We start from the raw sequence: 22,009 nt of genomic DNA on the forward strand, positions 1-22,009 counted from the left end.
TCGACGGGCGGGCGGAGCGGGTCACCGGGTGCTGCCCCGCCGGGCGGCAGCGACCGAGAAGACCGCCTTCTCCAGGGCGTACCCCCGGTCGTCGGCACCGCCCTTGACCGCCGCGTTGCACTCCGCCGCCGCCCGCATCGCCTCGACCAGCCCTTCCGGCGTCCAGCCCCGGGACCGCTGCTGGGCGTTCTTGACCTTCCAGGCGGGCATGCCGAGGGTGCTGGCCAACTGGTAGGGATCGCCCCGGCCGGCGGCGGCGACCCGGGCCACCGTCCGGACCCCGTCGGCGAGGGCGTCGGCGATCGGCACCGGATCGACCCCGACGTGCAACGCCCAGCGCAGCGCCTCCAGGGCGGCCGGGACGTCGCCGATCATCGTGGCGTCGGCCACGGTGAACCCGCTCACCTCGACCCGGCCCCGGTAGTACCGGGCCACCGTCTCCGCACCGATCCGCCCGTCGGTGTCCGCGATCAACTGCGAACAGGCGGCAGCCAGGTCCCGCAGGTCGGCACCGACGGCGGCGATCAGCGCGTCGGCCGCGTCGTCGGTGCACCTGCCCCCGCCCCGGCGGATCTCCTCGCGGACGAACGCCACCCGCTCACGGTGCCCCTTCAACTTCGCCGCCGGGACGACCGTCGCACCGGCGGCGCGCAGCCCGTCCGCGAACGCCTTGCCCTTGCCCCCGCCCAGGTGCAGTGCCACCAACTGGACGTCCGGGTCGGGGTTCCTGGCGTAGGCGAGCAGCGCGGCGACCAGGTCCTTGCGGGCGTCCTGGGCGGACCGGAGCACCAGCACCCGTCGCCCACCGAACAACGACGGGCTGAGCATCTCGGCGATCTCACCGACCGCCAGCGCTCCGGCCTGGTACTCCCGGACGTCGACGTCCGGGTCAGCGCTGCGGGCTTTCGCGACGGCTTCGGTCACCGCGCGCGTGGCGAGCAGCTCCTCGTCGCCGAGGACGAGCAGAATAGGAGCGAGGTCGACGCCGGTCACGTCGCCCATCTTGGCACGGCCGGCGACGGATGGTGCCTGCTCGACGGCGACGGCGACGGCCCACCCCGCACTCAGCGCAAATATGGACATTTGCCTTTATTTCTGGTCTAGTGTCACGATCCTCCGCAGGTCGCAGCGGGCCACCGGCTCACCGGCGACCGGGCGGCAGTCCCCGGCCGACCACCGCCAGTCGACCGCCGGCCCGGAGCACCACCGCCACGTCGCCCTCGGTGTCGGTACGCAGCACCCGGACACCCGATCGGGCGAGCCGGTCGAGGATCACCGGGCTGGGGTGTCCGTAGTCGTTGTCCGCCCCGACCGGGACCAGCGCCACCGCCGGCCGGACCGCGTCGAGGAAGGCCGGCTCCTGATAGGCGCTGCCGTGGTGGGCGACCTTGAGCACCTCGGCCCGCAGCGTCTCCGGCGGAACCTGGTCCAGCAGTGCCCGCTGCTCCTCCGTCTCCGCGTCCCCGGGCAGCACGATCCGGACGCCGGCCACGGTGGCCCGTAGCACCAGCGAGTTGTTGTTCGGGTCGGACCTGGTGCCCCGCAGGGGGTAGGGCGGACCGAGGACGACGAGGTCGACCTCTCCCGACCGGTAGGACCAGCCGGCCGCCGGGACCACCCGCCGGGCCGTTCCGGCGGCGGCCGTCACCATCTCCCGACCTGCCACCGGCTCGACCACGGCCGGGCCGAGCACCATGGCCACCCGCCGCCCCCGGACCACCCCGGCCACCCCACCGACATGGTCGGCGTGGAAGTGGCTCACCACCAGCAACGACACCTCGCGCACCCCCAGCCGGCGCAGGCAACCGTCCACGGCCGACGGTTCCGGACCGGCGTCCACCACCACCGCCCGCCCGGCTGCCACCGGTAGCACGAGAGCGTCGCCCTGACCGACGGCGCACGCCACCACCACCCAGCCGTCCGGCGGCCAGCCACCGGCGACCAGCCGGACCGGTAGGACACCCAGCACCACCGCCGCCGCCCCGACCGCCACCAGCCGACGGACCAGCGGACGGCGGACGGCCAGCAGCAGCCCCAGGGTCGCCCCGGCCAGCAGCAACGCGCCCGGAACCCCACCCGGCCAGGGCAGGGTGCCCGCCGGCAGCCGGGCGCCGACCCGGGCCACGGTGACCAGCCACCAGACCGGCCAGCTCGCCAGCCAGGCGGCGAACTCCGCCCCGGCCGGCCACACCGGCGAGACGACCGCTGCCGCCACCCCGAGCACGGTGGCCGGGGCGATGGCCGGCACCACCAGCAGATTGGCCGGTACCGCCACCAGGCTCACCGTGCCGGAGATGCCCGCCACCACCGGCCCGCAGGCGAGCTGCGCCGCCGCCGGAACGGCGACCGCCTCGGCCAACCCGGCCGGTACGCCCCGGCGGCGCAGCCCGTCCCGCCAGCCGGGGGCGAGCAGCAGCAGTCCGCCGGTGGCCAGGACGGACAGCGCGAAACCGGCGTCCCCGGCCAGCTCCGGATCGAGCAGCAGCAGCACGGTCACCGCCGCGGCCAGCGCCGGTAGCGCCGCCCGGGGACGCCCGACGGCCAACGCGGCCAGCCCGATCGCCCCCATGGTGGCCGCCCGCACCACGCTGGGCGAGGGGCGGACCAGGACGACGAAGCCGATCAGGGCGAGCCCGCAGAGCACCGCCGCCAGCCGGGGACCGGCCCGGACCCACCGGGCCAGCAGCAGCACCGCGCCGACCACGATCGCCACGTTCGCGCCGGACACCGCGTTGAGGTGGGTCATCCCGGTGGCCCGGAAGTCCTCCTCCACGGTGGCCGGTAGGCGGCTGGTGTCGCCGACCACCAGGCCGGGCAGCAGGCCGCCCTGCTCGGGTGGAAGCGGTGCGCAGGCGGAGTGCAGACCGGCCCGGAGGGTGCCGGCGGCGCGTTGGAGCCATGGCGGCGGCCCGTGCCGGACCGGTGGGCCGGTCACGGTCAGCACCCCGGCGGTGAGATCGCCACCGCGCGGCGACGCCAACCGCCCCTGGGCGGTCAGCCGCTGGCCGGGCAGCAGCCCCCGCCACGCCGGATCGGTGGCGAGCACGAGCAGGCGTGCGGACACCCGCAGGCGGTGGCCATCGGGGCCGGTGAGCGCGGTCGACTCGGCGGTGACGAGCAGGGTCGCCGGTCGACCGGGCGCCCCGCGTACCGGGCGGGGATCGTCGCGGAGCACCAGGTCGGCGGTGACCCTGGCACCGTCGTCGACCAGGGCGCGCACCGGGGCGGCGTCACGGACGTGCAGGCGGGCCGCAGTGGCGGTGCTGCCGCAGACCACCCCGAGCAGCGCGGCGACGGCGATCCAGCCGTACCGGCGGGCCGTGGCGGCCGGGGTGCCCACCACCGCGAGCAGGTGCGCGACGAGCAGGGCGGCCAGGACAGCCGCGCTCCCGGCGAGCAGGACCGCCGTCGGGGCGGTGCGGTGCAGGCAGGTCAGCGCGGTCAGCCAGGCCGCCACCGCCAGCCCGGCCAGCCGCAGGTCGGGAGCCCGGTCGGCGGTCACCGCGCCGCCCCGCACCGGGTCGGGACGGCCGGTCACACCGTCACCAGGTCCTTGAGCTGTTCGTACCGGGCGTCGCCGATGCCGTCGACCTGGCGCAGGTCGCCCACGCTGCGGAAGCCGCCCTGCTGGTCGCGGTGGGTGAGGATGCGTTGGGCGAGCACCGGGCCGACCCCGGGCAACGCGTCGAGCTGCGCCAACGTCGCGGAGTTGAGGTTGACCTTGCCGCCCGGCACTCCCCCGCCCGGCGCTGCCGCCGGCCCGGCCGGGGCGGCATCCGGCCCGGTCGCGCCGGGCGGTGCGGTAACGCCGACCAGGATCAGCTCTCCGTCGGCCACCTTGCGCGCCGGGTTGAGCAGTGCCACGTCCACCCCGGGCAGGGCACCGCCGGCCGCCTCGACGACGTCGGCGACCCGCGCCCCCGCCGGCACCCGGACGAGCCCGGGGCGGCGGACCTTGCCGGCCACCGCCACCACCACCTCACCGGTGGGGTGCCCGGCCGGACCGGGGACGGAACCGCCGGAGGCCTCCGGCCCGGCCACGGTCGGCGTCGGACGGACCGGATCGGCCTGCGGCCGGGACCGCCAGGCCCAGAACCCCGCACCGAGCACCACGACCACCGCCACGGCGGCCAGCGCCCGGACGCCCCGTCGGCCGGGGTCGAAGACACCGGGGCCGGCCAGCCGGCTGGCCGGCCCCGGGTCGTCGTCCGCGGCCGGACCGGGGAGTCGGATCGCCACCCCGCCCGCGTCGTCGCCCGTCAGCCCGGCCGGCCCGCTCAGCCCGACCGGTCGATCCGGGGACCGGTCCGGGTACGGTGGCGGCCCCGGCGAGCCCGCCGTCCGCACCGCCGACACCCCGTCGGTCAGCCGGTACAGCCGTCGCCGCACCATGGTCTCGTCATCCTCGGACACGGCGCGACGCTAGGCCGGCGCACGGCACCCGGTCAGCCCGGCGGAGGTCGGCTGTGGACGACGGCAGGGGCTGTGGACGACCGCCTGATCATGGCCGGATCTGCTATGTCGGAGACGGTCCGGCCACCGGCCGACAGCCGAGGCCCGCCCGTGCTCAGTTAGGCCGGCGGTGCACCACGACGCTGGCCAGGCCCGGTCCGGCGTGGGCCGCGACCACCGCACCGGCCTCCGACACGTACGTGTCGTGCAGGCGGTCGCCGAGCCGGGCGCTGAGCGCCTCGACGAGGTGCTCAGCGCGGTGCGGGGCGGCGAGGTGGTGCACCCCGAGGTCCACGTCGGCGTCGGCGGCGGCCTCGACCGCCAGGTCGATCAGGCGGGCCATCCCCCGGCTGGCGGTGCGCACCTTGTCGCGGACCACGATCGTGCCGTCCGGCATGTGCATGATCGGCTTGACCGACAGGGCGGTGCCGAGCAGCGCCTCCGCCGCGTTGATCCGGCCACCCCGACGCAGGAACTCCAGCGTGTCGACGTAGAAGTAGATGGTGGTCCGCCCGACGGCGGCCAGCGCCGCGGCGCGTACCCCGGCCAGGTCGACACCGGCCTCGGCGGCGGTGGCGGCGGCGAGCGCCGGGAAACCGAGGCCCATCCCGGTGGCCCGGCTGTCGACCACCTCGACCCGGTCCCCGACCTCGGCTGCGGCCAGCCGGGCCGACTCCACCGTGCCGGACAGCTCGGCCGACAGGTGCACCGACACCACGCCGTCCGCCCCGTCGGCCAGCAGCCGCCGGTACGTCGTGACGAACTGCGCGGGCGACGGCCGGGACGTGCTCACCGAGACCCGCCGCCCGCCGAGTGCCCGGGTGGCGTCGGCGGGGAAGGTCTCCACCCCTTCCAGCCCTTCCGCGCCGTTGAGCACGACGGTCAGCGGCACCACGGTCAGCCGGTGCGCCCGGACCGGCTCGGGTGGCAGGTAGGCGGTGGAGTCGGTGACGACCGCGACGGGCATGCCCGGCACGCTAGCCGATGCCGGGCAGGCCCGCCGGGTCAGACCGGCTCGGGCTGCGCCGGGCGGTCGATCGGGCCGACGTTGTGGGCGCGCAGGTGCCAGCCCCGGGCGTCGTTGCGCCGTAGTTCGGTCCAGTGGCAGTTGGCCAGCGAGCCGAGGCTCCGCAGCACGGAATGGTCCCAGTCGAGCAGCCGGCCGACACCCTGCCGGGCCGCGCCGCCGTGGGTGGCGACCACGACCGTGCCACCGTCGGCCAGCCCGGCGGCGGCCAGCAGCGCCTCTCCGACGCGTTTGCCGAGGTCGTCGAGGGATTCGATGCCCGCTCCCGGGTCCGGGTCACCGGCCCGCCAGCGGGCGTACTCGGCGGGGAACCGCTCGGCGGCGTCCGCCAGGGCGAGGCCCTGCCACTGCCCGAAGTGCCGTTCCCGCAGCCGGGCGTCGGAGCGTACCGGATGGCCGGTGAGCTGGGCGAGCGCGGCGGCGGTGTCGGCGGCGCGACGCAGGTCGGAGGCGACCACGACGTCCGGGCGCAGCGCCGCGAGCAGCGGCGCTGCGGTCCGGGCCTGCTCCCGGCCGAGGTCGTTGAGGGGTACGTCGGTCTGCCCCTGGACCCGGCCGGTGGCGTTCCAGTCGGTGTTGCCGTGCCGCCAGACGATCAGGCGGGTCATTCGGCGGCGGAACCGGCGGCCTCGGCGTCGACCAGGTCACGGTCGACGAACGGGAGCTGCGGGCAGTCCTTCCAGAGCCGGTCGAGGGCGTAGAACTCGCGTTCCTCGGTGTGCTGGACGTGGACCACCATGTCGACGTAGTCGAGCAGCACCCAGCGGCCACCCCGTTCGCCCTCGCGGCGGATCGGCTTGGCCTTCTCGGGCAGCTCCAGCAGACGCTCCTCGATGGCGTCGACGATGGCCATCACCTGACGCTCGTTCGGGGCCGAGGCGATCAGGAACACGTCGGTGATGGCGAGCTGCTCGCCCACGTCGATGATGACGATGTCCTGCGCCTTCTTGTCGGCCGCGGCCTGGGCGGCGGCCATCGCCAGCTCGTGAGCGCGTTCCGAAACTGTCACCGTTCTCCTTCGATCGACAGTGCGACCGGTCAAGCGTCTCACACCCGGCGCGGTGACGACTTGTCAGTTCTGGCCGGTTACCGGGAGGAAGCGGGAGCTACCGGGCGTAATCACCGCTGGTAGAGCCCGCGTTTCGCGATGTACTGCACCACACCGTCGGGCACCAGATACCAGACCGGTTCCCCCCGGCCCACCCGGTCCCGGCAGTTGGTCGAGGAGATCGCCATCGCGGGCACCTGCACCAGGCTGACCGTGTCGGCGGGCAGGTGCTCGTCGGTCAGCTCGAAGCCGGGCCGGGTCACCCCGATGAAGTGGGCCAACGCGAAGATCTCGTCCAGGTCCTTCCAGGAGAGGATCCGCTCCAGCGCGTCCGCCCCGGTGATGAAGTGCAGCTGCGCGGTCGGACCGTACTCGTGGTGCAGGTCACGCAGGGTGTCGACGGTGTAGGTGGGGCCGCCGCGGTCGATGTCGACCCGGCTGACCTGGAACCGGGGGTTGGAGGCGGTGGCGATCACCGTCATCAGGTAGCGGTCCTCGGCCGGGCTGACCGGGGTGTCCGCCTTCTGCCACGGCTGACCGGTGGGCACGAAGACCACCTCGTCCAGGCCGAACCGGTCCGCCACCTCGCTGGCCGCCACGAGGTGGCCGTGATGGATCGGGTCGAAGGTGCCACCCATGATGCCGATCCGCCTGATCTGTTCCGCCACCCGATGATCGTAGGCCGCCTCCCGACGCCCCCGGTCGGGGTGGGGCGGGCGTACCGCCGCCGGGACGTCGACCGGTCAGCGGGCGGCGGCCAGCTCCGTCCGGGCGGCCAACGCGCGGCGCAGGTCGTCGGCGGCGTCGATGACGGCCCGCCGCAGCCCCGGGGTGAGGTCGTCGCGGGTGAGCAGGGTCGCGGCCGAGTCCAGGGTGGGTTGCGCCACGGCGTAGCGGGGGAAGGCCAGCCGGGCGACCTGTTCGGCCACCCATGCCGTACGCCGCCGGGCCGCCGCCGGCATCTCGGTGAAGTACCGGTCGACGTAGCTGGCGGTCAGCTCGGCCTGCTCCGGCTGCCAGAACCCCTCGGCCGCCGCCTCGACCAGCCGGTTGGACCGGCTGGTGTCGCGGGTGATGATCTCCCAGGCGGCGTCCTTCGCGGCCAGCTCGGGTCGGGCCGCCCGGCACAGCGTCGCCCGCTCGGCACCGGTGGCGCTGCGGTCGGCCGACGCCTCGGCGGCGATCTCGGCCTCGCCGGCCGCGCCCAGCACCACCAGCCGCCGCAGCAGCGACCAGCGCAGCTCGGCGTCGACGGCCAGCCCGGCGGGCACGTCCCGACCGGCGAGCCAGCCGGCGAGCAGGTCGGCGTCGGCGGTGGCGGCGAGCAGCCCCCGGGCGGCGGCCAGTTGCAGCGAGCCGCCGTCCGGTGCGGTGGCGAGCAGCGCGGCGCAGGCCCCGGCGGTGCGCAGCAGCGCCGCGTCCCGGGCGGACGGGTCGAGGTAACGGTCGATCAGGGTGCGGCTACGGGCCAGCACGCTCTCCGCGATGGTGACCTCGGTCTCGGTGGGCAGGGCCACCGTCACCAGCTCCACCACCGACGACACCGGCCGGTCGCCGTCGGTCGCGGCGTCCAGCGCCTCCTCCCAGAGCAGGGCGCGGGCCAGCGGGTCGGCGAGTCCGGGCAGCACGGTGGCGACCGCGTCCGCCGACGCCGGGTCGAGCCGGATCTTGGCGAAGGTGAGGTCGCCGTCGTTGGGCAGCAGCAGCCCCCGGGCGGCCCGGCCGGTCAGCTCGGGCAGCGGGGTCCGACCCCGGTCGGTGTCCGGATCGAGATCGACCTCGATCCGTTCGACCGCGCCGTCGGGGGTGTACCGGCCGACGGCGATCCGGTGCGGACGCAGCACCGGGTGCCCCTCCGGCGCGGTCTGCACCACCGCGACCGAGGTCCAGCGGCCGTCGGCGTCCACCGAGGTCTCCGTCCGCAGCGTGTTGACCCGCGGTTGCCGCAGCCAGCGGTCGGCCCAGCCGGTGAGGTCCCGCCCGCTGGCGGCACCGAGGCTGGCGAGCAGGTCGGCCAGGGTGGCGTTGCCGAAGCGGTGGGCGGCGAAGTGCCGGTTGAGCCCGGCCAGGAAGGCGTCGTCGCCGAGCCAGGCGACGAGCTGGCGGAGCACGCTGGCGCCCTTGGCGTACGAGATGCCGTCGAAGTTGAGCAGGGCCTCGGCGGCGTCGGCGACCTCCTCCGGGGCGACCGGGTGGGTGGACGGACGCTGGTCGGCGGCGTACCCCCAGGCCTTGCGGCGGATCGCGAAGGTGGTCCAGGCCCGGTCGAACCGGGTCGCCTCGGCGGCGACCCGGGTGCCCAGGTACTCGGCGAAGGACTCGTTCAACCACAGGTCGTCCCACCACCGCATGGTGACCAGGTCACCGAACCACATGTGGGCCATCTCGTGGGCGATCGTGGTGGCCCGCTGCTCCCGCTGGGTGTCGGTGACCGCCGAGCGGAAGACGGCGTCGTCGCGGATGGTGACCAGGCCGGGGTTCTCCATCGCACCGGCCCCGAGTTCCGGCACGAACGCCTGGTCGTACTTGGTGAACGGGTACCGCTCGGCGAAGAGCTGGTGGAAGCGGTCCAGGCACCGCCGGGTGACGGTGAGGATCTCGTCCAGGTCGGCGTCGAGGTACGCGGCCAGCGACTGCCGGCAGTAGACGCCGAGCGGGACGCCGTCGTGGGTGTCCCGCCGGACGTGCCAGGGGCCGGCGATCACCGAGACGAGGTAGCTGGCCAGCGGCGGGGTGGGGGCGAACTCCCAGCGGCCGGGGGCCGGGTTGCCGGCGAGCGGTCCGTTGCCGGCGACCGTCCAGTGTGGTGGCGCGGCCACCGACAGGGTCACCGGGGCCTTGAGGTCGGGCTGGTCGAAGCAGGCGAAGATGCGCGGCGCCTCGTCCAGGAAGGACATCGCGTAGAGGTACGTCGCCCCGTCCGCCGGGTCGACGAAACGGTGCATCCCCTCACCGGTGTGGGAGTACGCCATCTGGCCGGTGACCGTGAGGGTGTTCTCCGCCGCCAGTCCGGTGAGCGGGAACCGGCCGTCGGCGAGCGCCCCCGGGTCCAGCTCCCGGCCGTTGAGCCGTACCCCCTCCAGCAGTGCCGGTCGGACCTCGACGAAGGTCCCGGCGCCGGCGGTGGCCCGGAACCGCACGGTGGTCGTGGAACGGAAGTGGTCGTCGCCCTCGGTCAGCTCCAGGTCCACCTGATAGGACGCGACATCGATCAGCGCGCGACGCGCGGTCGCCTCTACACGGGTCAGGCTCGGCATCCGCTTATCCTGCCCGACGGGGAGCCGGCCGGGCTCCCCGGTACGCGCGGCAATGGAGGATCAACAATGGGTCAGCACCCCAAGGGCGACTTCGACCTGTCCCGGGCGGTCTGGCAGCGAGCCGAGGGCGACACCTCCGACAGCGCGGTCGAGGTGGCTTTCGTGGACGACCTGATCGGGATGCGCAACTCGGCCGAGCCGGACGGTCCGGTGCTGGTGTTCACCCAGGCCGAGTGGGACGCGTTCGTCGCGGGTGCCCAGGACGGCGAGTTCGACCTGGACTGAGTGTCGGACGCCGACCCCCGGGCAGGGTGCCACCAGCCCCGCCCGGGGGCCGGTGGACGGGCGGGTAGGGGGGTGGCCGGGTTCCCTGATCCGGGGTGCCGCGCGGGAATTATCCCCCCATACCCGGGTAGACCACGCACGGCCGACCTGTCGGCCGGGTCCGCCCACCGTCGCGCCTGTCAGGAGAGCCAGATGGCCACCATCACCCCGGCCGACCGCAGCCCGGAGAGCACGCTGGCGTTCCTGCGCGAGGGCTACCGGTTCATCAGCACCCGGTGTGAGCGCTACGGCAGCGACGTCTTCACCGCCCGGCTGCTGCTGGAACCGACGATCTGCCTACGCGGGCGGGCCGCGGTGGAACTCTTCTACGACACCGAACGGTTCCGGCGGGCGGGGGCGGCGCCGAAGCGGGGACAGCGGACGCTGACCGGGGAGGGCGGCGTGCAGGGGCTGGACGGCCCGGCCCACGCCGACCGCAAGGCCATGTTCATGTCGATCATGACGCCCTCGGCCGTGCAGCGGCTCGGCCGGCTCTTCGCCGACGAATGGCGCAACCGGCTGGCCGGCTGGGCCGGCTCCGGGCCGCTGGTGCTGCGCGACGAGGTCGGCCCGGTCATCATGCGGGCCGTCTGTGCCTGGGCCGGGGTGCCGCTGCCCCGCAGCGAGGTGGCCCGACGTACCGCGCAGATGCATGCCATGATCGACGGACCGGCCGCGCTGGGGCTGCGGCACTGGCGTGGCCTGCTCGCCCGCCGTCGGGCGGAGCGTTGGGCCGGCGACCTGGTGGAGCGGGTCCGGACGGGCACCCTGACCGCACCGGCGGACAGCGCGCTCGCGGTGATCGCCGAGCACCGGGACGCCGAGGGCCGGCTGCTCCCCCGCCGGATCGCCGCGGTGGAACTGATCAACGTGCTACGGCCCACCGTGGCCGTCGACCGGTACGTGGTCTTCGCCGCCCTGGCCCTGCACGAGCACCCGGACTGGCAGGAACGGGTCCGGGCCGGCGACGAGCCGACCGAGTGGTTCGTCCAGGAGGTGCGCCGCTACTACCCGTTCTTCCCGGTCGCCATGGCCCGGGTCCGGCGCTCCTTCGACTGGCAGGGCCACCACTTCCCGACGGGCCGCCGGGTGATGCTCGACCTGTACGGCACCAACCACCACCCGCAGCTCTGGCCCGAACCGGAGCGGTTCCGCCCGGAGCGGTTCGCCGGCTGGCGCGACGATCCGTACAGCTTCGTGCCGCAGGGCGGGGGTTACCACCTGGGCGGGCACCGCTGCGCCGGGGAGTGGATCACGATCGAGCTGATGAAGCAGGCGGTGGGGATGCTGACCGGGGCGATGGACTACCAGGTGCCGCCGCAGGACCTGCACCTGGACCTGACCCGGGTGCCGACGATGCCGCCCAGCGGCCTGGTGCTCACCGGCGTCCAGCGGACCGGCTGACCCCGGTCCACCAGCCGTCATCCGGCGGCCGGACCCGGCTCGCGACCACCCCGGCGGGTGCCGGAGGGGCCGCGAGCGGTGTCCGGTCCTTCAGACCTGGCCGCGGGAGTGCTGGGCGGAGCCCTTCACCTCGTGGGCGGCGTCGCGGGTGTCGTCCCTGACCGCCTGCACGGCGTCCTGCGCGGTGCCGCGCAGCGACTCGGCGGCGTGCTGGGCCGGCTCGCGCAGTTCCTCCCTGAGTTCGCCGGCCACCTCACCCAGCTTCTCCTTCACCGCACCGCCGTGCTCGCCGGCCTTCTCCCTGACCTGGGCGGCCAACTCCTGCTCGCGCCGGCTGGCCGGGATCAGCGAGGAGACCAGCATGCCGACGCCGAAGGCGATCACGCCGGCGGCGATCGGGTTGCCCTCGGACTTGCGCCGGATCACCTGCGGGGCCTGCTGGGCGGCGTCACCGACGGTCGAGGCCGCCGCGTGGGCGCCCGCACCGACGGCGGAGGCCGCCGAGGCGGCGCGGTCGCCGACCGAGTGGGCGGCGTGGCTGGTGCCGTGGCCGAGGTCCGAAGCGGTGCCCATAACCCTGTCCCTCACATTCTGCAGCGCGTTGCGCGCCCGCTGCTTGCGGTCGTCGACGATGCGGCCGGGGCTGACCTTGTACGCCAGCGCGTCCACGTCGGAGCTGAGGCTGTTGCGGGTCGCCTCGATCTCCCGGCGGATCTGGTCGGGATCGGTGCTCATCGGGTGACTCCCTCCGGGTGCGGCTTGAGCGCGTCCGGGATGCGCTGCACACTGTCGTTGGTCTGCTTCAGGCCGCGCACGTGTGCGGCGTTCCTCTTGGCCATCGAGTAGAGGACGGCGGCGATCGCCGCCCAGATCACGGCGACGACCAGGCCCGCCCAACCGGCGTCCATCACGTTGGACAGCCCGGCCCACAGCGCGATGGAGAGGAAGAGCGCGACCATGTAGCCGCCGAAGCCGGCACCGCCGTACAGTCCGGCGGCCTTGCCGGCCTTCCTGCCCTCCTGGCGGATCTCGGCCTTGGCCAGCTCCACCTCCTGACGCATCAGGGTGGAAAGGTCGGTGGTCACCGACCTCATCAGGTCACCCAGTGAGCTGCCCCTGACCTCGTCCGCGGAGTGTGGCGCACCCGCGGGGCGGTATCCGGGGTCCGCGGACCCCTGCGTCGGCACGGTCATGCCGTCGCCTCCCTTCGCATGGTCGCTCGGCTCACGGGCGGGTGACGCCGCTGGACGGCACGCCGGGCAGCGGGTCGGTCTGGGTCACCGGCGGCAGCGGCCGGCCGGTGCCGCCGGCCGGGTCGGCGTAGCCGGTGCCGGTGCCGCCGTCGGGGTAGGCGGCGCGCTGACCGGAGGAGTCCGGGTCGGGCTCGGCGTAGGTGCCGGGGGCCGGGTCGAGGTAACCGACGGGCGGGGTGGGGGACGGCTGGGTCGGGACGACCGCGGTCCGCTCCGGGTCGTAGCCACCCGTCGCGTCGCGACCGGACGGGCCGGCGGTGTCCGAGCCGGCGGTGAGTCCCCTGGCGAGCCGCCCGGCGACGACGCCGAGCAGAGCCGCGCCGACCAGGAAGGTGCCCGGGTTACGGCGGGCGTAGGTCTTGACCTCGTGGAGCAGGTCACCCGGCTCGCGCTCCTCCAGCCAGCCGGCCACCCCGTGCACCCGGTCGGCGGCCTGGTGCGCGAGTTCGGTCACCGGCCCGCCCTGCCCGCCGTTCTGCGCCATCGCGCGCATCTCGTCGGCCAGTGAGCGCAGGCCGCCGGCAGCCTTGCGCTGTTGCTCGCCACCGCGGGTGGTGAGCTGGTCACGGGCCTCGCCGTAGAGGTTGCGCGCCTGGCGACGGGCCTCGTCGACCACCTCGTGGCCCTGTTCCCGGGCAGTCTGGGCGACCGCGCCACCGGCGGTGGCGGCGTCGGCGCCGACCTGGCGGGCCTGCTCCCGGATGCCGGTGCCGTTGCTCTGCTGCCCGTACGAAGTGGGGGAGGAAAGATCGTGCGTCATGATGGTCCTTCCGCTCGGATGATCGTCGCGGTGTGCTGCGGGGGATTCGCCGATCTCGTCGGCCGGTGCCTGAGACCTACCCCCGGGTTTCGGGTCCATGCACGATTCGTCTTTTCCGCGAAGATCCACCGTTCCGTCACCCGGGCGGGTGGTCCGTGGCCCCGACCCACCGTGCGCCGTTTGCCCGGTTCGTGACCGGGGCAGGCACTGGGAGGACGAGGAGGCCACGATGCCACGATGGTTGCGCAGCAACGCCCTGAGCCTGACCCTGTTGGGCGCGTTCGTCGTCTTCCTGGGACTGCAGAGCCTCTTCGGCTGGCAGACCCACAACGAGGAACTCGCCGGGTACGGCGCCGCTCCGCTGAGCTGGTGGGCCTACCTGGGCAGTGGCCACTTCGCCGAGGCGGTCTTCGAGAACTGGGAGTCGGAGTTCCTCCAGATGGGCGGCTACGTGCTGCTCACCACGTACCTGGTACAGCGCGGCTCGGCCGAGTCGAAGCCCGAGGACAGCGCCGACCGGCCCGACGACGACGAACGGCGGGCCGGGCCGGACTCCCCCTGGCCGGTCCGCGCCGGTGGGCTGCCGCTGGCCGTCTACCGGCACAGCCTCTCGACGGCCCTGCTACTGATCTTCGCAGGTTCCTTCGTCGGGCATCTGCTCGGCGGCGTCGCCACCTACAACGAGGAACAGGCACTCCAGAGCGGCGCGGCCCCGATCAGCGCCTGGCAGTTCCTCGGCACCAGCGACTTCTGGTTCCAGTCGATGCAGAACTGGCAGAGCGAGTTCCTCGCCGTCGGAGCGCTGGTCCTGCTGAGTGTCTTCCTGCGCCAGGCTTCCTCACCCGAGTCGAAGCCGGTGACCGCCACGCACGCCCGGACCGGGGCCTGAGCGGCGACGACGGCTCAGGCCGCCACCGGCAGCCGCTTGGCGAAGCAGACGCTGTACGGGTTGCCGACGTACTCGCCGTAGACCGGGATCGGCTGGTAGCCGCAGGAGGTGTAGAGGCCGACCGCCGCCGGCAGGTAGGTGCCCGTCTCCAGGCAGAGCACCGAGTGACCCCGGTGGAAGGCCAGGTCCTCCAGCGCGCTGAGCAGCTGCCGGGCGATCCCCCGCCCCCGGTACGCCGGGCGGACGTACATCCGCTTCACCTCGCCGGTGTCCGCGTCGAGCCACTGGAGGCCGCCGCAGGCGACCACCCGGCCGCCGTCCACCACCACCAGGTAGCGGATCCCCTCGTGGACCACCGTGGCCTGACCGTCCAGCCCGCCGTCGGCCGCACGCAGCTCGCGCTGCTGGGCGACGACCAGCGTGTCGACCTCCGGATCGGTGGCGGGACGGGGCTCGATCAGCATCAGCCCACGATAGGTCGGGTCCGTTTCGCGAAGGTTTCCAGGAAACGACCCGGACCCGACCGGTAAGGGACTATCCCTCGTCCGGGGCGTCGCCGTCGCCGTCCACCAGTTCGTCCTCGGGGCGCTGCCGGCGGGCCTTGCGGGCGGCCAGCCGCTCGGCCGCCGCCGGGCGCGACGACTTCTCCTCCAGCCGGACGTCGGTGCCCCGGTTGCCGGGGATGAAGTCGACACCGGCGTACAGGGTCGGTTGCCAGTCGAACTCCCGCTCACCGATGCGGACCAGGTCGCCGGGGTGCGCGCCGGCCTTGGCCAGCTTCTCCTCCACGCCGAGCCGGGCCAGCCGGTCGGCGAGGAAGCCGACCGCCTCGTCGTTGTCGAAGTTCGTCTGCCGGACCCACCGCTCGGGCCGGGAGCCCCGGACGGTGAACGACCCGTCCGCCGCCGCCTCGATGGTGAACCCGGCGTCGTCGACCGCCTTGGGACGGATCACGATCCGGGTCGGCTCGGCCGGCGGCGCGGCCCGGCGGGACTCGTCGACCAGCTCCGCCATCGCGTACGTCAGCTCCTTGAGCCCCACCCGGGTGGCCGCCGAAACGTCGAACACCCGGAAACCCCGTGCTTCGAGGTCGGGGCGGACGATGTCGGCGAGGTCCTGCCCGTCCGGCACGTCGACCTTGTTCAGCGCCACCAGCCGGGGCCGGTCGGCCAGCCCGCCGTACTCGGCCAGCTCCGCCTCGATGGTGTCGATGTCGGCCAGCGGATCCCGGCCCGGCTCCAGGGTCGCCGTGTCGACCACGTGCACCAGCACCGCGCACCGCTCGACGTGGCGGAGGAACTCCAGGCCCAGCCCCTTGCCGGTGGCCGCCCCCGGGATCAGGCCCGGCACGTCGGCGACGGTGAAGGTGTGGTTGTCCACCCGGACCACGCCGAGGTTGGGCACCAGCGTGGTGAACGGGTAGTCGGCGATCTTCGGCTTGGCCGCGGAGATCACCGAGATCAGCGACGACTTCCCGGCCGACGGGAAACCCACCAGGCCGACGTCGGCGACGCTCTTGAGTTCCAGCACCACGTCCAACCGGTCACCGGGCTCGCCCAGTTCGGCGAAACCGGGCGCCTTGCGCCGGGAGTTGGCCAGCGAGGCGTTGCCCCGGCCACCACGCCCACCACGGGCCGCCTCGAAGGTGGTCCCCGCGCCGACCAGATCGGCCAGCACCGTGCCGTCGAGGGTCTGCACGACGGTGCCGTTGGGCACCTTGATCAGCAGGTCGTGGCCGTTCGCGCCGTCCCGGTTCGAGCCCGCGCCGCCCTTGCCGTTCTCGGCCTTCAGGTGCGGCCGGAAGTGGAAGTCCAGCAGCGTGGTCACCTGCGGGTCGACCACCAGGGAGACGCTGCCGCCGTGCCCGCCGTCGCCCCCGTCCGGGCCGCCGAAGGGCTTGAACTTCTCCCGGTGGATGGAGACACAGCCGTGCCCGCCGTCGCCGGCCTGCATGTGCAGGACGACCCGGTCAACGAACGTCGTCACGACGCCAATCCTTCCAGCGGAGTCGCGCCCCGCACCTGAAAAGCACCCACCCGGGGTCACCCGGCGCGGCAGGAGCACCCACCGGCGGGAACACCCCGCGCATGAAACGGCGAAGCGGGCCGGGGACCTCCAGGTCCGCGGCCCGCTTCGCTGTCGAGCTACTGCGGCACGATGCTGACGGTCTTACGACCCCGCTTGGTGCCGAACTGGACCGAACCGGCGGCCAGCGCGAACAGCGTGTCGTCGCCGCCCCGGCCGACCAGGTCACCGGGGTGGAACTTGGTGCCACGCTGACGGATGATGATCTCACCCGCGCCGACGACCTGACCACCGAAGCGCTTCACGCCGAGTCGCTGGGCCGCGGAGTCACGGCCGTTACGCGAGCTGGACGCACCCTTTTTGTGAGCCATTGGAGGACGACCTACTTCCCGCTGGAGATGCCGGTCACCTTGACCTGGGTCAGCGGCTGACGGTGACCCTGGCGCTTGTGGTAGCCGGTCTTGTTCTTGAACTTGTGGATCCGGATCTTCGGGCCCTTGGTGTGCGCGGCGATCTCGCCGGACACCGCGACCTTGGCGAGCTTCGCCGCGTCGGTCACCAGGTCGTCACCGTCGACGAGGAGCACCGCGGTGAGCTTCACCGCGTCACCGGGGGCACCGGTGAGCTTCTCGACCTCGATCACGTCGCCCTCGGCGACCTTGTACTGCTTGCCGCCGGTCTTGACGATCGCGTACATCGGAGGCGGACTCCCTGTCGTTGAGGCTGCTGGCGGTCGTTCCCATGGCAACTTGCCGGGTAGCTGTGACACCGGCAGCGCGGGCACGCGGGAACTCGGCACACCAGAGTGTGCCGCAGGAAAGAGTACGCCATCCCCCACCCGCCACCCAAACCGACCCCCGGCGGACCGGGCCACCTCCCCCGGCCGACGGGATCTCCCGGCGGACGCCGCCCGCCGGTCGACGGTGCCGGGCCGGTGTCAGCGGGCGCAGAGCTGGTCCAGCCGTTGCTGGAGCCGGTCCAGCTCGGTCTCGTCGATCGAGTCGACGTCGGTGCCGAGCCGGCCGATCTCGGTGGCCAACTCGGTCAGCAGGGTCTTCAGCTGGGGATCGGTGGCCAGGCCGGACTGCTGCCGCAACACCGTCCGCCAGGTGGTCAGCGCCGTCTCGGCCCGTTTCCGGGCGGCGTCCGCCGCCGTGCTGTCGTTCGCGCCGACCGCCGCGATCATCTTGCCCAGTTCCTCGACGTAGGTGCGCACGGCCGTGGTCGAGGCGGCCTCGGCGACGCCGCACACCTGCGGCCCGTTGCCACCCGCCGGGGAGCCGCTCACCACCGCGGACGGGACCACGGTGGCGGGGGCCACCGTGCCGGTCGGCCGGTCGGCCGGGGCCGACCCGCCGCTCCGGTCGCCCGAACAGCCGGCACCGGTCAGCAGGACGGTGGTCGCCACGAGGGCGACGGGCAGGCGGCGCATGTTCTTCTCCTAGCCGGGGGTGACCGATCGTATCGCCGGTCGCCGGCACGGCAGGACCCCTCCCACCGGCGGTACGCCGGTGGGAGGGGTCCGTGGCACGTGGTGGGTTCAGCCCGTCACGGACGGGTCCGGCGGCGGGCGCCACCCCGACGGGAGCGCCGCCGGCCGGAGCCGCCCTCCCCACCGTCGTCGTCCCCGTTGTGCTCGCCGACCGCGTCCGGGTCGTCCGCCCCGGCGAGCCGGGCCGACTCGCCGGTCTGGGCGTCGGCCGCCACCGGGTCGGGCGACGCCGGCGTCTCGTACCGGGACAGGTCGTAGCCCATGGTGTCGTCGTAGCCGGCATCGGCCGCCGGGGTGGCGACCTCGACGTCGGTGGTCTCGACCGCCACCCGTTCCGCGGTGGCCGCCTTGCGGGCCCGCCGCCGCGACGACGCGCTGGTGGACGGTTCGGCCGCCGGGGTGGTCACCGTCGAGGCGACCGCCTTGACCCGCTCGCCCGCGCCGTTCGCGGTACGCGGCTTCTCCGGCACCGGCTCGGTGTGGATGACCAGGCCGCGACCCTTGCAGCACTCGCAGGGCTCGCTGAACGCCTCCAGCAGGCCGGCGCCGATCCGCTTGCGGGTCATCTGCACCAGGCCCAGCGACGTGATCTCGGTCACCTGGTGCTTGGTCCGGTCCCGGCCCAGGCACTCGGTGAGCCGGCGCAGCACCAGCTCACGGTTGGACTCCAACACCATGTCGATGAAGTCGATCACCACGATGCCGCCGATGTCCCGCAGCCGGAGCTGCCGGACGATCTCCTCGGCCGCCTCCAGGTTGTTGCGGGTGACCGTCTCCTCCAGGTTGCCGCCGGAGCCGGTGTACTTGCCGGTGTTGACGTCGATGACCGTCATCGCCTCGGTGCGGTCGATCACCAGCGAGCCACCGGAGGGCAGGAAGACCTTGCGGTCCAGTCCCTTGATGATCTGCTCGTCGATGCGGTACTCGGTGAACACGTCGGCGGTGCCGACGTACCGGCGTACCCGGTCGACCAGGTCCGGCGAGACGTGCGACAGGTACGACTCGACCATGCCGTACGACTGCTCGCCCTCGATCACCAGCTCGCGGAAGTCCTCGTTGAACAGGTCCCGGACCACCCGGATCACCAGGTCGGGCTCCTCGTACAGCAGCACCGGGGCGCCGCCGGCGGTCGCCTTGGCCTGGATGTCCTCCCACTGGGCCTGCAGGCGCTTGACGTCCCGGGCCAGCTCGTCCTCACTGGCCCCCTCGGCGGCGGTCCGGACGATCACGCCCGCACCGTCGGGGACCAGCTTCTTGAGCACGTCGCGCAACCGCTTGCGCTCGGTGTCGGGCAGCTTGCGGCTGATCCCGGAGGCGTTGCCGTTGGGCACGTAGACCAGGTGCCGGCCGGAGAGCGCCACGTGGCTGGTCAGCCGGGCGCCCTTGTGCCCGATCGGGTCCTTGGTGACCTGGACCAGCACCGAGTCGCCGGAGCGCAGCGCCTGCTCGATCGAGCGGGAACGCCCCTCCAGGCCGGTGCTGTCCCAGTTGACCTCACCGGCGTACAGGACGGCGTTACGGCCCCGCCCGACGTCGACGAAGGCCGCCTCCATGCTGGGCAGGACGTTCTGCACCTTGCCCAGGTAGACGTTGCCGGCCATGGTGCCGGAGGAGTTGCGGGTGACGTAGTGCTCGACCAGGACGCCGTCCTCCAGGACCGCGATCTGGGTACGGTCGCCCCGCTGGCGGACCGCCATCACCCGGTCGACCGCCTCCCGGCGGGCCAGGAACTCCGACTCGCTCAGGATCGGCGGGCGGGTCCGGCGCTGCTCCCGACCGTCCCGGCGACGCTGGCGCTTGGCCTCCAGCCGGGTCGAACCGGAGACACCCTGCACCTCGTCGACGGCCTTGCGGGGTTCCCGGATCTTCACCACCGTGGGCACGCCGTCGTCGGCGCTCCCCTCGGCGTCCCCGGCACCCCGACGGCGACGCCGCCGCCGACGGCGGGTCAACCCGTCGCCGTCGCCGTCACCCTCGTCCTCGGAGTCGTCGCCCTCGGTCTCGGCCGCGGCCGGCTCCTCGGTCTCGTCCTCGTCGGTGTCGTCCGCGCCGCCCTTGCCCCGGCCCCGGCCCCGGCGGCCCCGGCGACGACGGCGACGCGCGGCGGCCGACTCGTCGTCCTCGTCGTCGCTCTCGTCGTCGGCACCCTCCTCGGCCTCGCCGGTCGGCTCCTCCTCGACGACCTCGGCGACCTCGACCGGCTCGGCCTCACGGCGGCCACGGCGACGCCGCCGCCCGGTCTCGACGGGCTCCTCGACGGGCTCCTCGGCGACCGGGACGGGCTCGACCACCCGGAAGGTGGGCAGCTCCTCCGGCTGCGGGGCCATGAAGAGCACCGTCGGCGCGGCGATCGCGGCCCGCCGCCGCCGGGTCCGCGGCTGCGGCTCGGCCGGCTCCACCGGCTCGTCGGCGGCCGGCACGGCGACACCGGGCGACACCTGTCCGGTCTGCTCCCCGACGGACGGCTGGTCGGCCTCCTCGACGGGTTCCTCCACCGCCTGGTCGACCACGGTCGGCTCGGTCGGGGCTGCCGCCTCCACCACCGGCTCCTCGGCACCGGCGGGCGGCACCGGCGCGGCGGGAACCTCGGTGGCCGCCACCCGGCTCGTCGCCCGGCGGCTGCCGGTGACCCGACCGGTCGACACCTCGGACGGCGGAAGCGACGCGGTCGGCACCTCGGACGGCGGAAGCGACGCGGTCGGCACCTCGGCCGGCGGCTCGGTCGCCGCCGGAGCGACGGCCTTCTTGCGCCGGGTACGGGTCGCCTTCACCGGCGGCACCAGGTCGGCGCTGCCCTCTTCCACACCGTCGGCGACGACCGGCTCCTCGACCGCCTTCGCCGGGGTCGCCTTGCGGCGACGCCGGGTGGTCTTCGGCGCGGTGTCGAGCTCACCGGCGACCGGGACGATCACCTCGGCCTGCTGTGACTCGTCGGTCGCCGAGGCGGCGCTGACGGACGCCTCGGCGGGCGCACCGGTCAGCTCCGGCTGGCTCAGTGGCGCGGCCCGTCGGCGGGTGGTCCGCCGCCGGGCCGGTGCCGCCGGGGCACCCTCCGCGGCCCCCTCGCCGGGCGGCGTGGCGGCTTCCGGTGTGCCGACGGCACCCGGGCCGCCGTCGATGGTGGTGTCGGCGGGGTCGCCGGCCGGCTGGGAACCGGTCCGTTCGCCGCCCTCGGGCTCGTTCTCGAGCATGGACGTTCTCCAGTTCTGGCGGCCCCGGGCGCGGGTGAGCGCTGCCACGCAGGATCGCCGCAAAGTGTTTCCGCCGGGCGCGCGACGTGCGCGACCGCCGAAGTCTGCCTGCCAGAACCCTGACCGACGGTCAGCGTTCTCCGATGGCTGCCCCGTCGCGGTCCGCTTCCAACGGATCCACGATCGCGCCCTGCGCGGTCAACGTGCCCTGCGCCAGCCGGATCACCCTCGGGGAGACCGGCGGCTCCAGGGCGGCCACCACGCGGAGGCCGGAAAGGACGTCATCGGGTCGTACGGACGGGGTGACCTGCCGGACGACCAGTTCGAGTATCGCACACGACGAGTCCGTCGCCCCGGAAGGCGTCTCCACCGGAGGCAGCACATCGATGTACGCCACCGCCGCCCGCGCGTCGAACGTCCGTCGGCCCTGCTTGGTCATCCGCTCGACCTGGACCTCGTCGGCGGCCAGGAAGGCGTCGACCGCCCGTCGCGCCACCGCCGGGTCTACCTCGGGCAGCTCGATCCGCCAGGACGACGCCTCGATCCGCTCGGCCAGGCTCCCCCCGGCGGCGACCACCACCTCCAGCACGTCGAGGCCGGGTGACAGGGCCGCGTCGAGGGCGATCCGCAGCTGCTCCGGGTCGACCACCGCCTGGAGGCCGACCTCCAGGTACTCCGCCTCGCTGGCCACACCGGTGGGGGCGGCACTGGCGTAGGAGATCTTCGGGTGCGGGGTGAAGCCCTGGGAGAAGGCCACCGGCACGGCGGCCCGGCGCAGGGCACGCTCGAAGGCGCGGGCGAAGTCCCGGTGGGAGGTGAACCGCAACGGCCCGCGCTTGGCGTACCGGATCCGGACACGCTGGACGACCGGCGCCTGCCCGCCCTCC

At 74.1% G+C, this 22,009-nt stretch carries 21 protein-coding genes; 3 read left to right on the forward strand and 18 right to left on the reverse strand.

Going from position 1 to position 22,009, the window contains the following annotated elements; translation table 11 throughout:
• Nucleotides 1-21 precede the first annotated feature (21 nt).
• The 8 genes from holA to pepN all read right to left on the reverse strand — a co-directional run bounded on the left by holA (nucleotide 22) and on the right by pepN (nucleotide 9,784).
• Entirely contained in the window at nucleotides 22-1,002 is a 981-nt protein-coding gene (gene holA, locus O7612_RS23530) for a DNA polymerase III subunit delta (protein WP_282274018.1), read from the reverse strand.
• 139 nt (nucleotides 1,003-1,141) lie between these two features.
• Entirely contained in the window at nucleotides 1,142-3,538 is a 2,397-nt protein-coding gene (locus tag O7612_RS23535) for a ComEC/Rec2 family competence protein (protein ID WP_282267406.1), read from the reverse strand.
• Nucleotides 3,535-4,413 (reverse strand): ComEA family DNA-binding protein, encoded by an 879-nt coding sequence (locus O7612_RS23540; protein ID WP_282267408.1) that lies wholly within the window; start codon nucleotides 4,411-4,413, stop codon nucleotides 3,535-3,537. Before O7612_RS23540 ends, O7612_RS23535 begins: the two co-directional genes overlap by 4 nt.
• A 154-nt stretch (nucleotides 4,414-4,567) precedes the next feature.
• Entirely contained in the window at nucleotides 4,568-5,419 is an 852-nt protein-coding gene (locus O7612_RS23545) for a DegV family protein (protein ID WP_282267410.1), read from the reverse strand.
• Between the two features lie 38 nt (nucleotides 5,420-5,457).
• Nucleotides 5,458-6,087, reverse strand: coding sequence for a histidine phosphatase family protein (locus O7612_RS23550; RefSeq protein WP_282267412.1), 630 nt, complete (start codon nucleotides 6,085-6,087; stop codon nucleotides 5,458-5,460).
• Entirely contained in the window at nucleotides 6,084-6,488 is a 405-nt protein-coding gene (gene rsfS / locus O7612_RS23555; protein WP_282267414.1) for a ribosome silencing factor, read from the reverse strand. The genes O7612_RS23550 and rsfS overlap by 4 nt, the downstream gene beginning before the upstream one ends.
• A 110-nt stretch (nucleotides 6,489-6,598) precedes the next feature.
• Nucleotides 6,599-7,195 carry a nicotinate-nucleotide adenylyltransferase gene (gene nadD / locus O7612_RS23560; RefSeq protein ID WP_282267415.1) on the reverse strand — a complete coding sequence of 199 codons (597 nt, stop codon included), beginning with the start codon at nucleotides 7,193-7,195 and terminating at the stop codon, nucleotides 6,599-6,601.
• A gap of 75 nt (nucleotides 7,196-7,270) precedes the next feature.
• The gene (pepN, locus tag O7612_RS23565; protein ID WP_282267417.1) at nucleotides 7,271-9,784 is read right to left on the reverse strand and encodes an aminopeptidase N; all 2,514 of its coding nucleotides are present in this window, start codon (nucleotides 9,782-9,784) and stop codon (nucleotides 7,271-7,273) included.
• A gap of 66 nt (nucleotides 9,785-9,850) precedes the next feature.
• Here pepN and O7612_RS23570 point away from each other — a divergent pair, with 66 nt between their 5' ends.
• Both O7612_RS23570 and O7612_RS23575 read left to right on the forward strand, forming a co-directional pair.
• A complete protein-coding gene (locus O7612_RS23570; protein WP_067312494.1) occupies nucleotides 9,851-10,069 on the forward strand; it encodes a DUF397 domain-containing protein in 219 nt (72 codons plus the stop codon).
• Nucleotides 10,070-10,261: 192 nt separating this feature from the next.
• Nucleotides 10,262-11,512 (forward strand): cytochrome P450, encoded by a 1,251-nt coding sequence (locus tag O7612_RS23575; protein WP_282267419.1) that lies wholly within the window; start codon nucleotides 10,262-10,264, stop codon nucleotides 11,510-11,512.
• Nucleotides 11,513-11,602: 90 nt separating this feature from the next.
• On the opposite strand, the gene O7612_RS23580 is transcribed toward O7612_RS23575, so the two are convergent.
• Genes O7612_RS23580 through O7612_RS23590 form a run of 3 tightly spaced genes read right to left on the reverse strand, consistent with a single transcriptional unit; the run spans nucleotide 11,603 to nucleotide 13,525 of the window.
• On the reverse strand, nucleotides 11,603-12,247 hold the full coding sequence (locus tag O7612_RS23580) for a DUF3618 domain-containing protein (protein WP_282267421.1): 645 nt from the start codon (nucleotides 12,245-12,247) through the stop codon (nucleotides 11,603-11,605).
• On the reverse strand, nucleotides 12,244-12,705 hold the full coding sequence (locus tag O7612_RS23585) for a phage holin family protein (protein ID WP_282267423.1): 462 nt from the start codon (nucleotides 12,703-12,705) through the stop codon (nucleotides 12,244-12,246). Before O7612_RS23585 ends, O7612_RS23580 begins: the two co-directional genes overlap by 4 nt.
• A gap of 31 nt (nucleotides 12,706-12,736) precedes the next feature.
• Nucleotides 12,737-13,525, reverse strand: coding sequence for a hypothetical protein (locus tag O7612_RS23590; RefSeq protein ID WP_282267425.1), 789 nt, complete (start codon nucleotides 13,523-13,525; stop codon nucleotides 12,737-12,739).
• Nucleotides 13,526-13,754: 229 nt separating this feature from the next.
• On the opposite strand from O7612_RS23590, the gene O7612_RS23595 reads away from it, so the two are divergent.
• A complete protein-coding gene (locus O7612_RS23595) occupies nucleotides 13,755-14,414 on the forward strand; it encodes a DUF6766 family protein (RefSeq protein ID WP_282267427.1) in 660 nt (219 codons plus the stop codon).
• A 14-nt stretch (nucleotides 14,415-14,428) separates the two neighbouring features.
• Here O7612_RS23595 and O7612_RS23600 read toward each other — a convergent pair whose 3' ends face one another.
• The 7 genes from O7612_RS23600 to O7612_RS23630 all read right to left on the reverse strand — a co-directional run bounded on the left by O7612_RS23600 (nucleotide 14,429) and on the right by O7612_RS23630 (nucleotide 21,972).
• Nucleotides 14,429-14,878, reverse strand: coding sequence for a GNAT family N-acetyltransferase (locus O7612_RS23600; protein WP_282267429.1), 450 nt, complete (start codon nucleotides 14,876-14,878; stop codon nucleotides 14,429-14,431).
• Between the two features lie 70 nt (nucleotides 14,879-14,948).
• Nucleotides 14,949-16,400 carry a GTPase ObgE gene (obgE, locus tag O7612_RS23605; RefSeq protein ID WP_282267431.1) on the reverse strand — a complete coding sequence of 484 codons (1,452 nt, stop codon included), beginning with the start codon at nucleotides 16,398-16,400 and terminating at the stop codon, nucleotides 14,949-14,951.
• Between the two features lie 158 nt (nucleotides 16,401-16,558).
• On the reverse strand, nucleotides 16,559-16,810 hold the full coding sequence (gene rpmA / locus O7612_RS23610) for a 50S ribosomal protein L27 (RefSeq protein ID WP_282267433.1): 252 nt from the start codon (nucleotides 16,808-16,810) through the stop codon (nucleotides 16,559-16,561).
• 11 nt (nucleotides 16,811-16,821) lie between these two features.
• Nucleotides 16,822-17,136 carry a 50S ribosomal protein L21 gene (gene rplU / locus O7612_RS23615; protein ID WP_067312477.1) on the reverse strand — a complete coding sequence of 105 codons (315 nt, stop codon included), beginning with the start codon at nucleotides 17,134-17,136 and terminating at the stop codon, nucleotides 16,822-16,824.
• A 240-nt stretch (nucleotides 17,137-17,376) separates the two neighbouring features.
• Nucleotides 17,377-17,871, reverse strand: a complete 495-nt coding sequence (locus tag O7612_RS23620) for a hypothetical protein (RefSeq protein ID WP_282267435.1) — start codon at nucleotides 17,869-17,871, stop codon at nucleotides 17,377-17,379.
• Between the two features lie 116 nt (nucleotides 17,872-17,987).
• Nucleotides 17,988-21,122 carry an Rne/Rng family ribonuclease gene (locus tag O7612_RS23625; RefSeq protein WP_282267437.1) on the reverse strand — a complete coding sequence of 1,045 codons (3,135 nt, stop codon included), beginning with the start codon at nucleotides 21,120-21,122 and terminating at the stop codon, nucleotides 17,988-17,990.
• Between the two features lie 130 nt (nucleotides 21,123-21,252).
• On the reverse strand, nucleotides 21,253-21,972 hold the full coding sequence (locus tag O7612_RS23630) for a TIGR03936 family radical SAM-associated protein (RefSeq protein WP_282274019.1): 720 nt from the start codon (nucleotides 21,970-21,972) through the stop codon (nucleotides 21,253-21,255).
• Nucleotides 21,973-22,009 lie beyond the last annotated feature (37 nt).

Origin of the sequence: Micromonospora sp. WMMD987, assembly GCF_029581435.1 — a bacterium.
Lineage (GTDB): Bacteria > Actinomycetota > Actinomycetes > Mycobacteriales > Micromonosporaceae > Micromonospora > Micromonospora rifamycinica.

What these genes read in the sequence shown, in the direction of transcription:
- O7612_RS23620 (WP_282267435.1), bottom strand. Translation starts at nt 17,871, where the DNA reads ATGCGCCGCCTGCCCGTCGCCCTCGTGGCGACCACCGTCCTGCTGACC.
- O7612_RS23595 (WP_282267427.1), top strand. Translation starts at nt 13,755, where the DNA reads ATGCCACGATGGTTGCGCAGCAACGCCCTGAGCCTGACCCTGTTGGGC.
- O7612_RS23585 (WP_282267423.1), bottom strand. Translation starts at nt 12,705, where the DNA reads ATGACCGTGCCGACGCAGGGGTCCGCGGACCCCGGATACCGCCCCGCG.
- O7612_RS23600 (WP_282267429.1), bottom strand. Translation starts at nt 14,878, where the DNA reads ATGCTGATCGAGCCCCGTCCCGCCACCGATCCGGAGGTCGACACGCTG.
- rpmA (WP_282267433.1), bottom strand. Translation starts at nt 16,810, where the DNA reads ATGGCTCACAAAAAGGGTGCGTCCAGCTCGCGTAACGGCCGTGACTCC.
- O7612_RS23575 (WP_282267419.1), top strand. Translation starts at nt 10,262, where the DNA reads ATGGCCACCATCACCCCGGCCGACCGCAGCCCGGAGAGCACGCTGGCG.
- O7612_RS23625 (WP_282267437.1), bottom strand. Translation starts at nt 21,122, where the DNA reads ATGCTCGAGAACGAGCCCGAGGGCGGCGAACGGACCGGTTCCCAGCCG.
- O7612_RS23570 (WP_067312494.1), top strand. Translation starts at nt 9,851, where the DNA reads ATGGGTCAGCACCCCAAGGGCGACTTCGACCTGTCCCGGGCGGTCTGG.
- holA (WP_282274018.1), bottom strand. Translation starts at nt 1,002, where the DNA reads ATGGGCGACGTGACCGGCGTCGACCTCGCTCCTATTCTGCTCGTCCTC.
- O7612_RS23580 (WP_282267421.1), bottom strand. Translation starts at nt 12,247, where the DNA reads ATGAGCACCGATCCCGACCAGATCCGCCGGGAGATCGAGGCGACCCGC.
- O7612_RS23590 (WP_282267425.1), bottom strand. Translation starts at nt 13,525, where the DNA reads ATGACGCACGATCTTTCCTCCCCCACTTCGTACGGGCAGCAGAGCAAC.
- pepN (WP_282267417.1), bottom strand. Translation starts at nt 9,784, where the DNA reads ATGCCGAGCCTGACCCGTGTAGAGGCGACCGCGCGTCGCGCGCTGATC.
- O7612_RS23545 (WP_282267410.1), bottom strand. Translation starts at nt 5,419, where the DNA reads ATGCCCGTCGCGGTCGTCACCGACTCCACCGCCTACCTGCCACCCGAG.
- O7612_RS23550 (WP_282267412.1), bottom strand. Translation starts at nt 6,087, where the DNA reads ATGACCCGCCTGATCGTCTGGCGGCACGGCAACACCGACTGGAACGCC.
- rplU (WP_067312477.1), bottom strand. Translation starts at nt 17,136, where the DNA reads ATGTACGCGATCGTCAAGACCGGCGGCAAGCAGTACAAGGTCGCCGAG.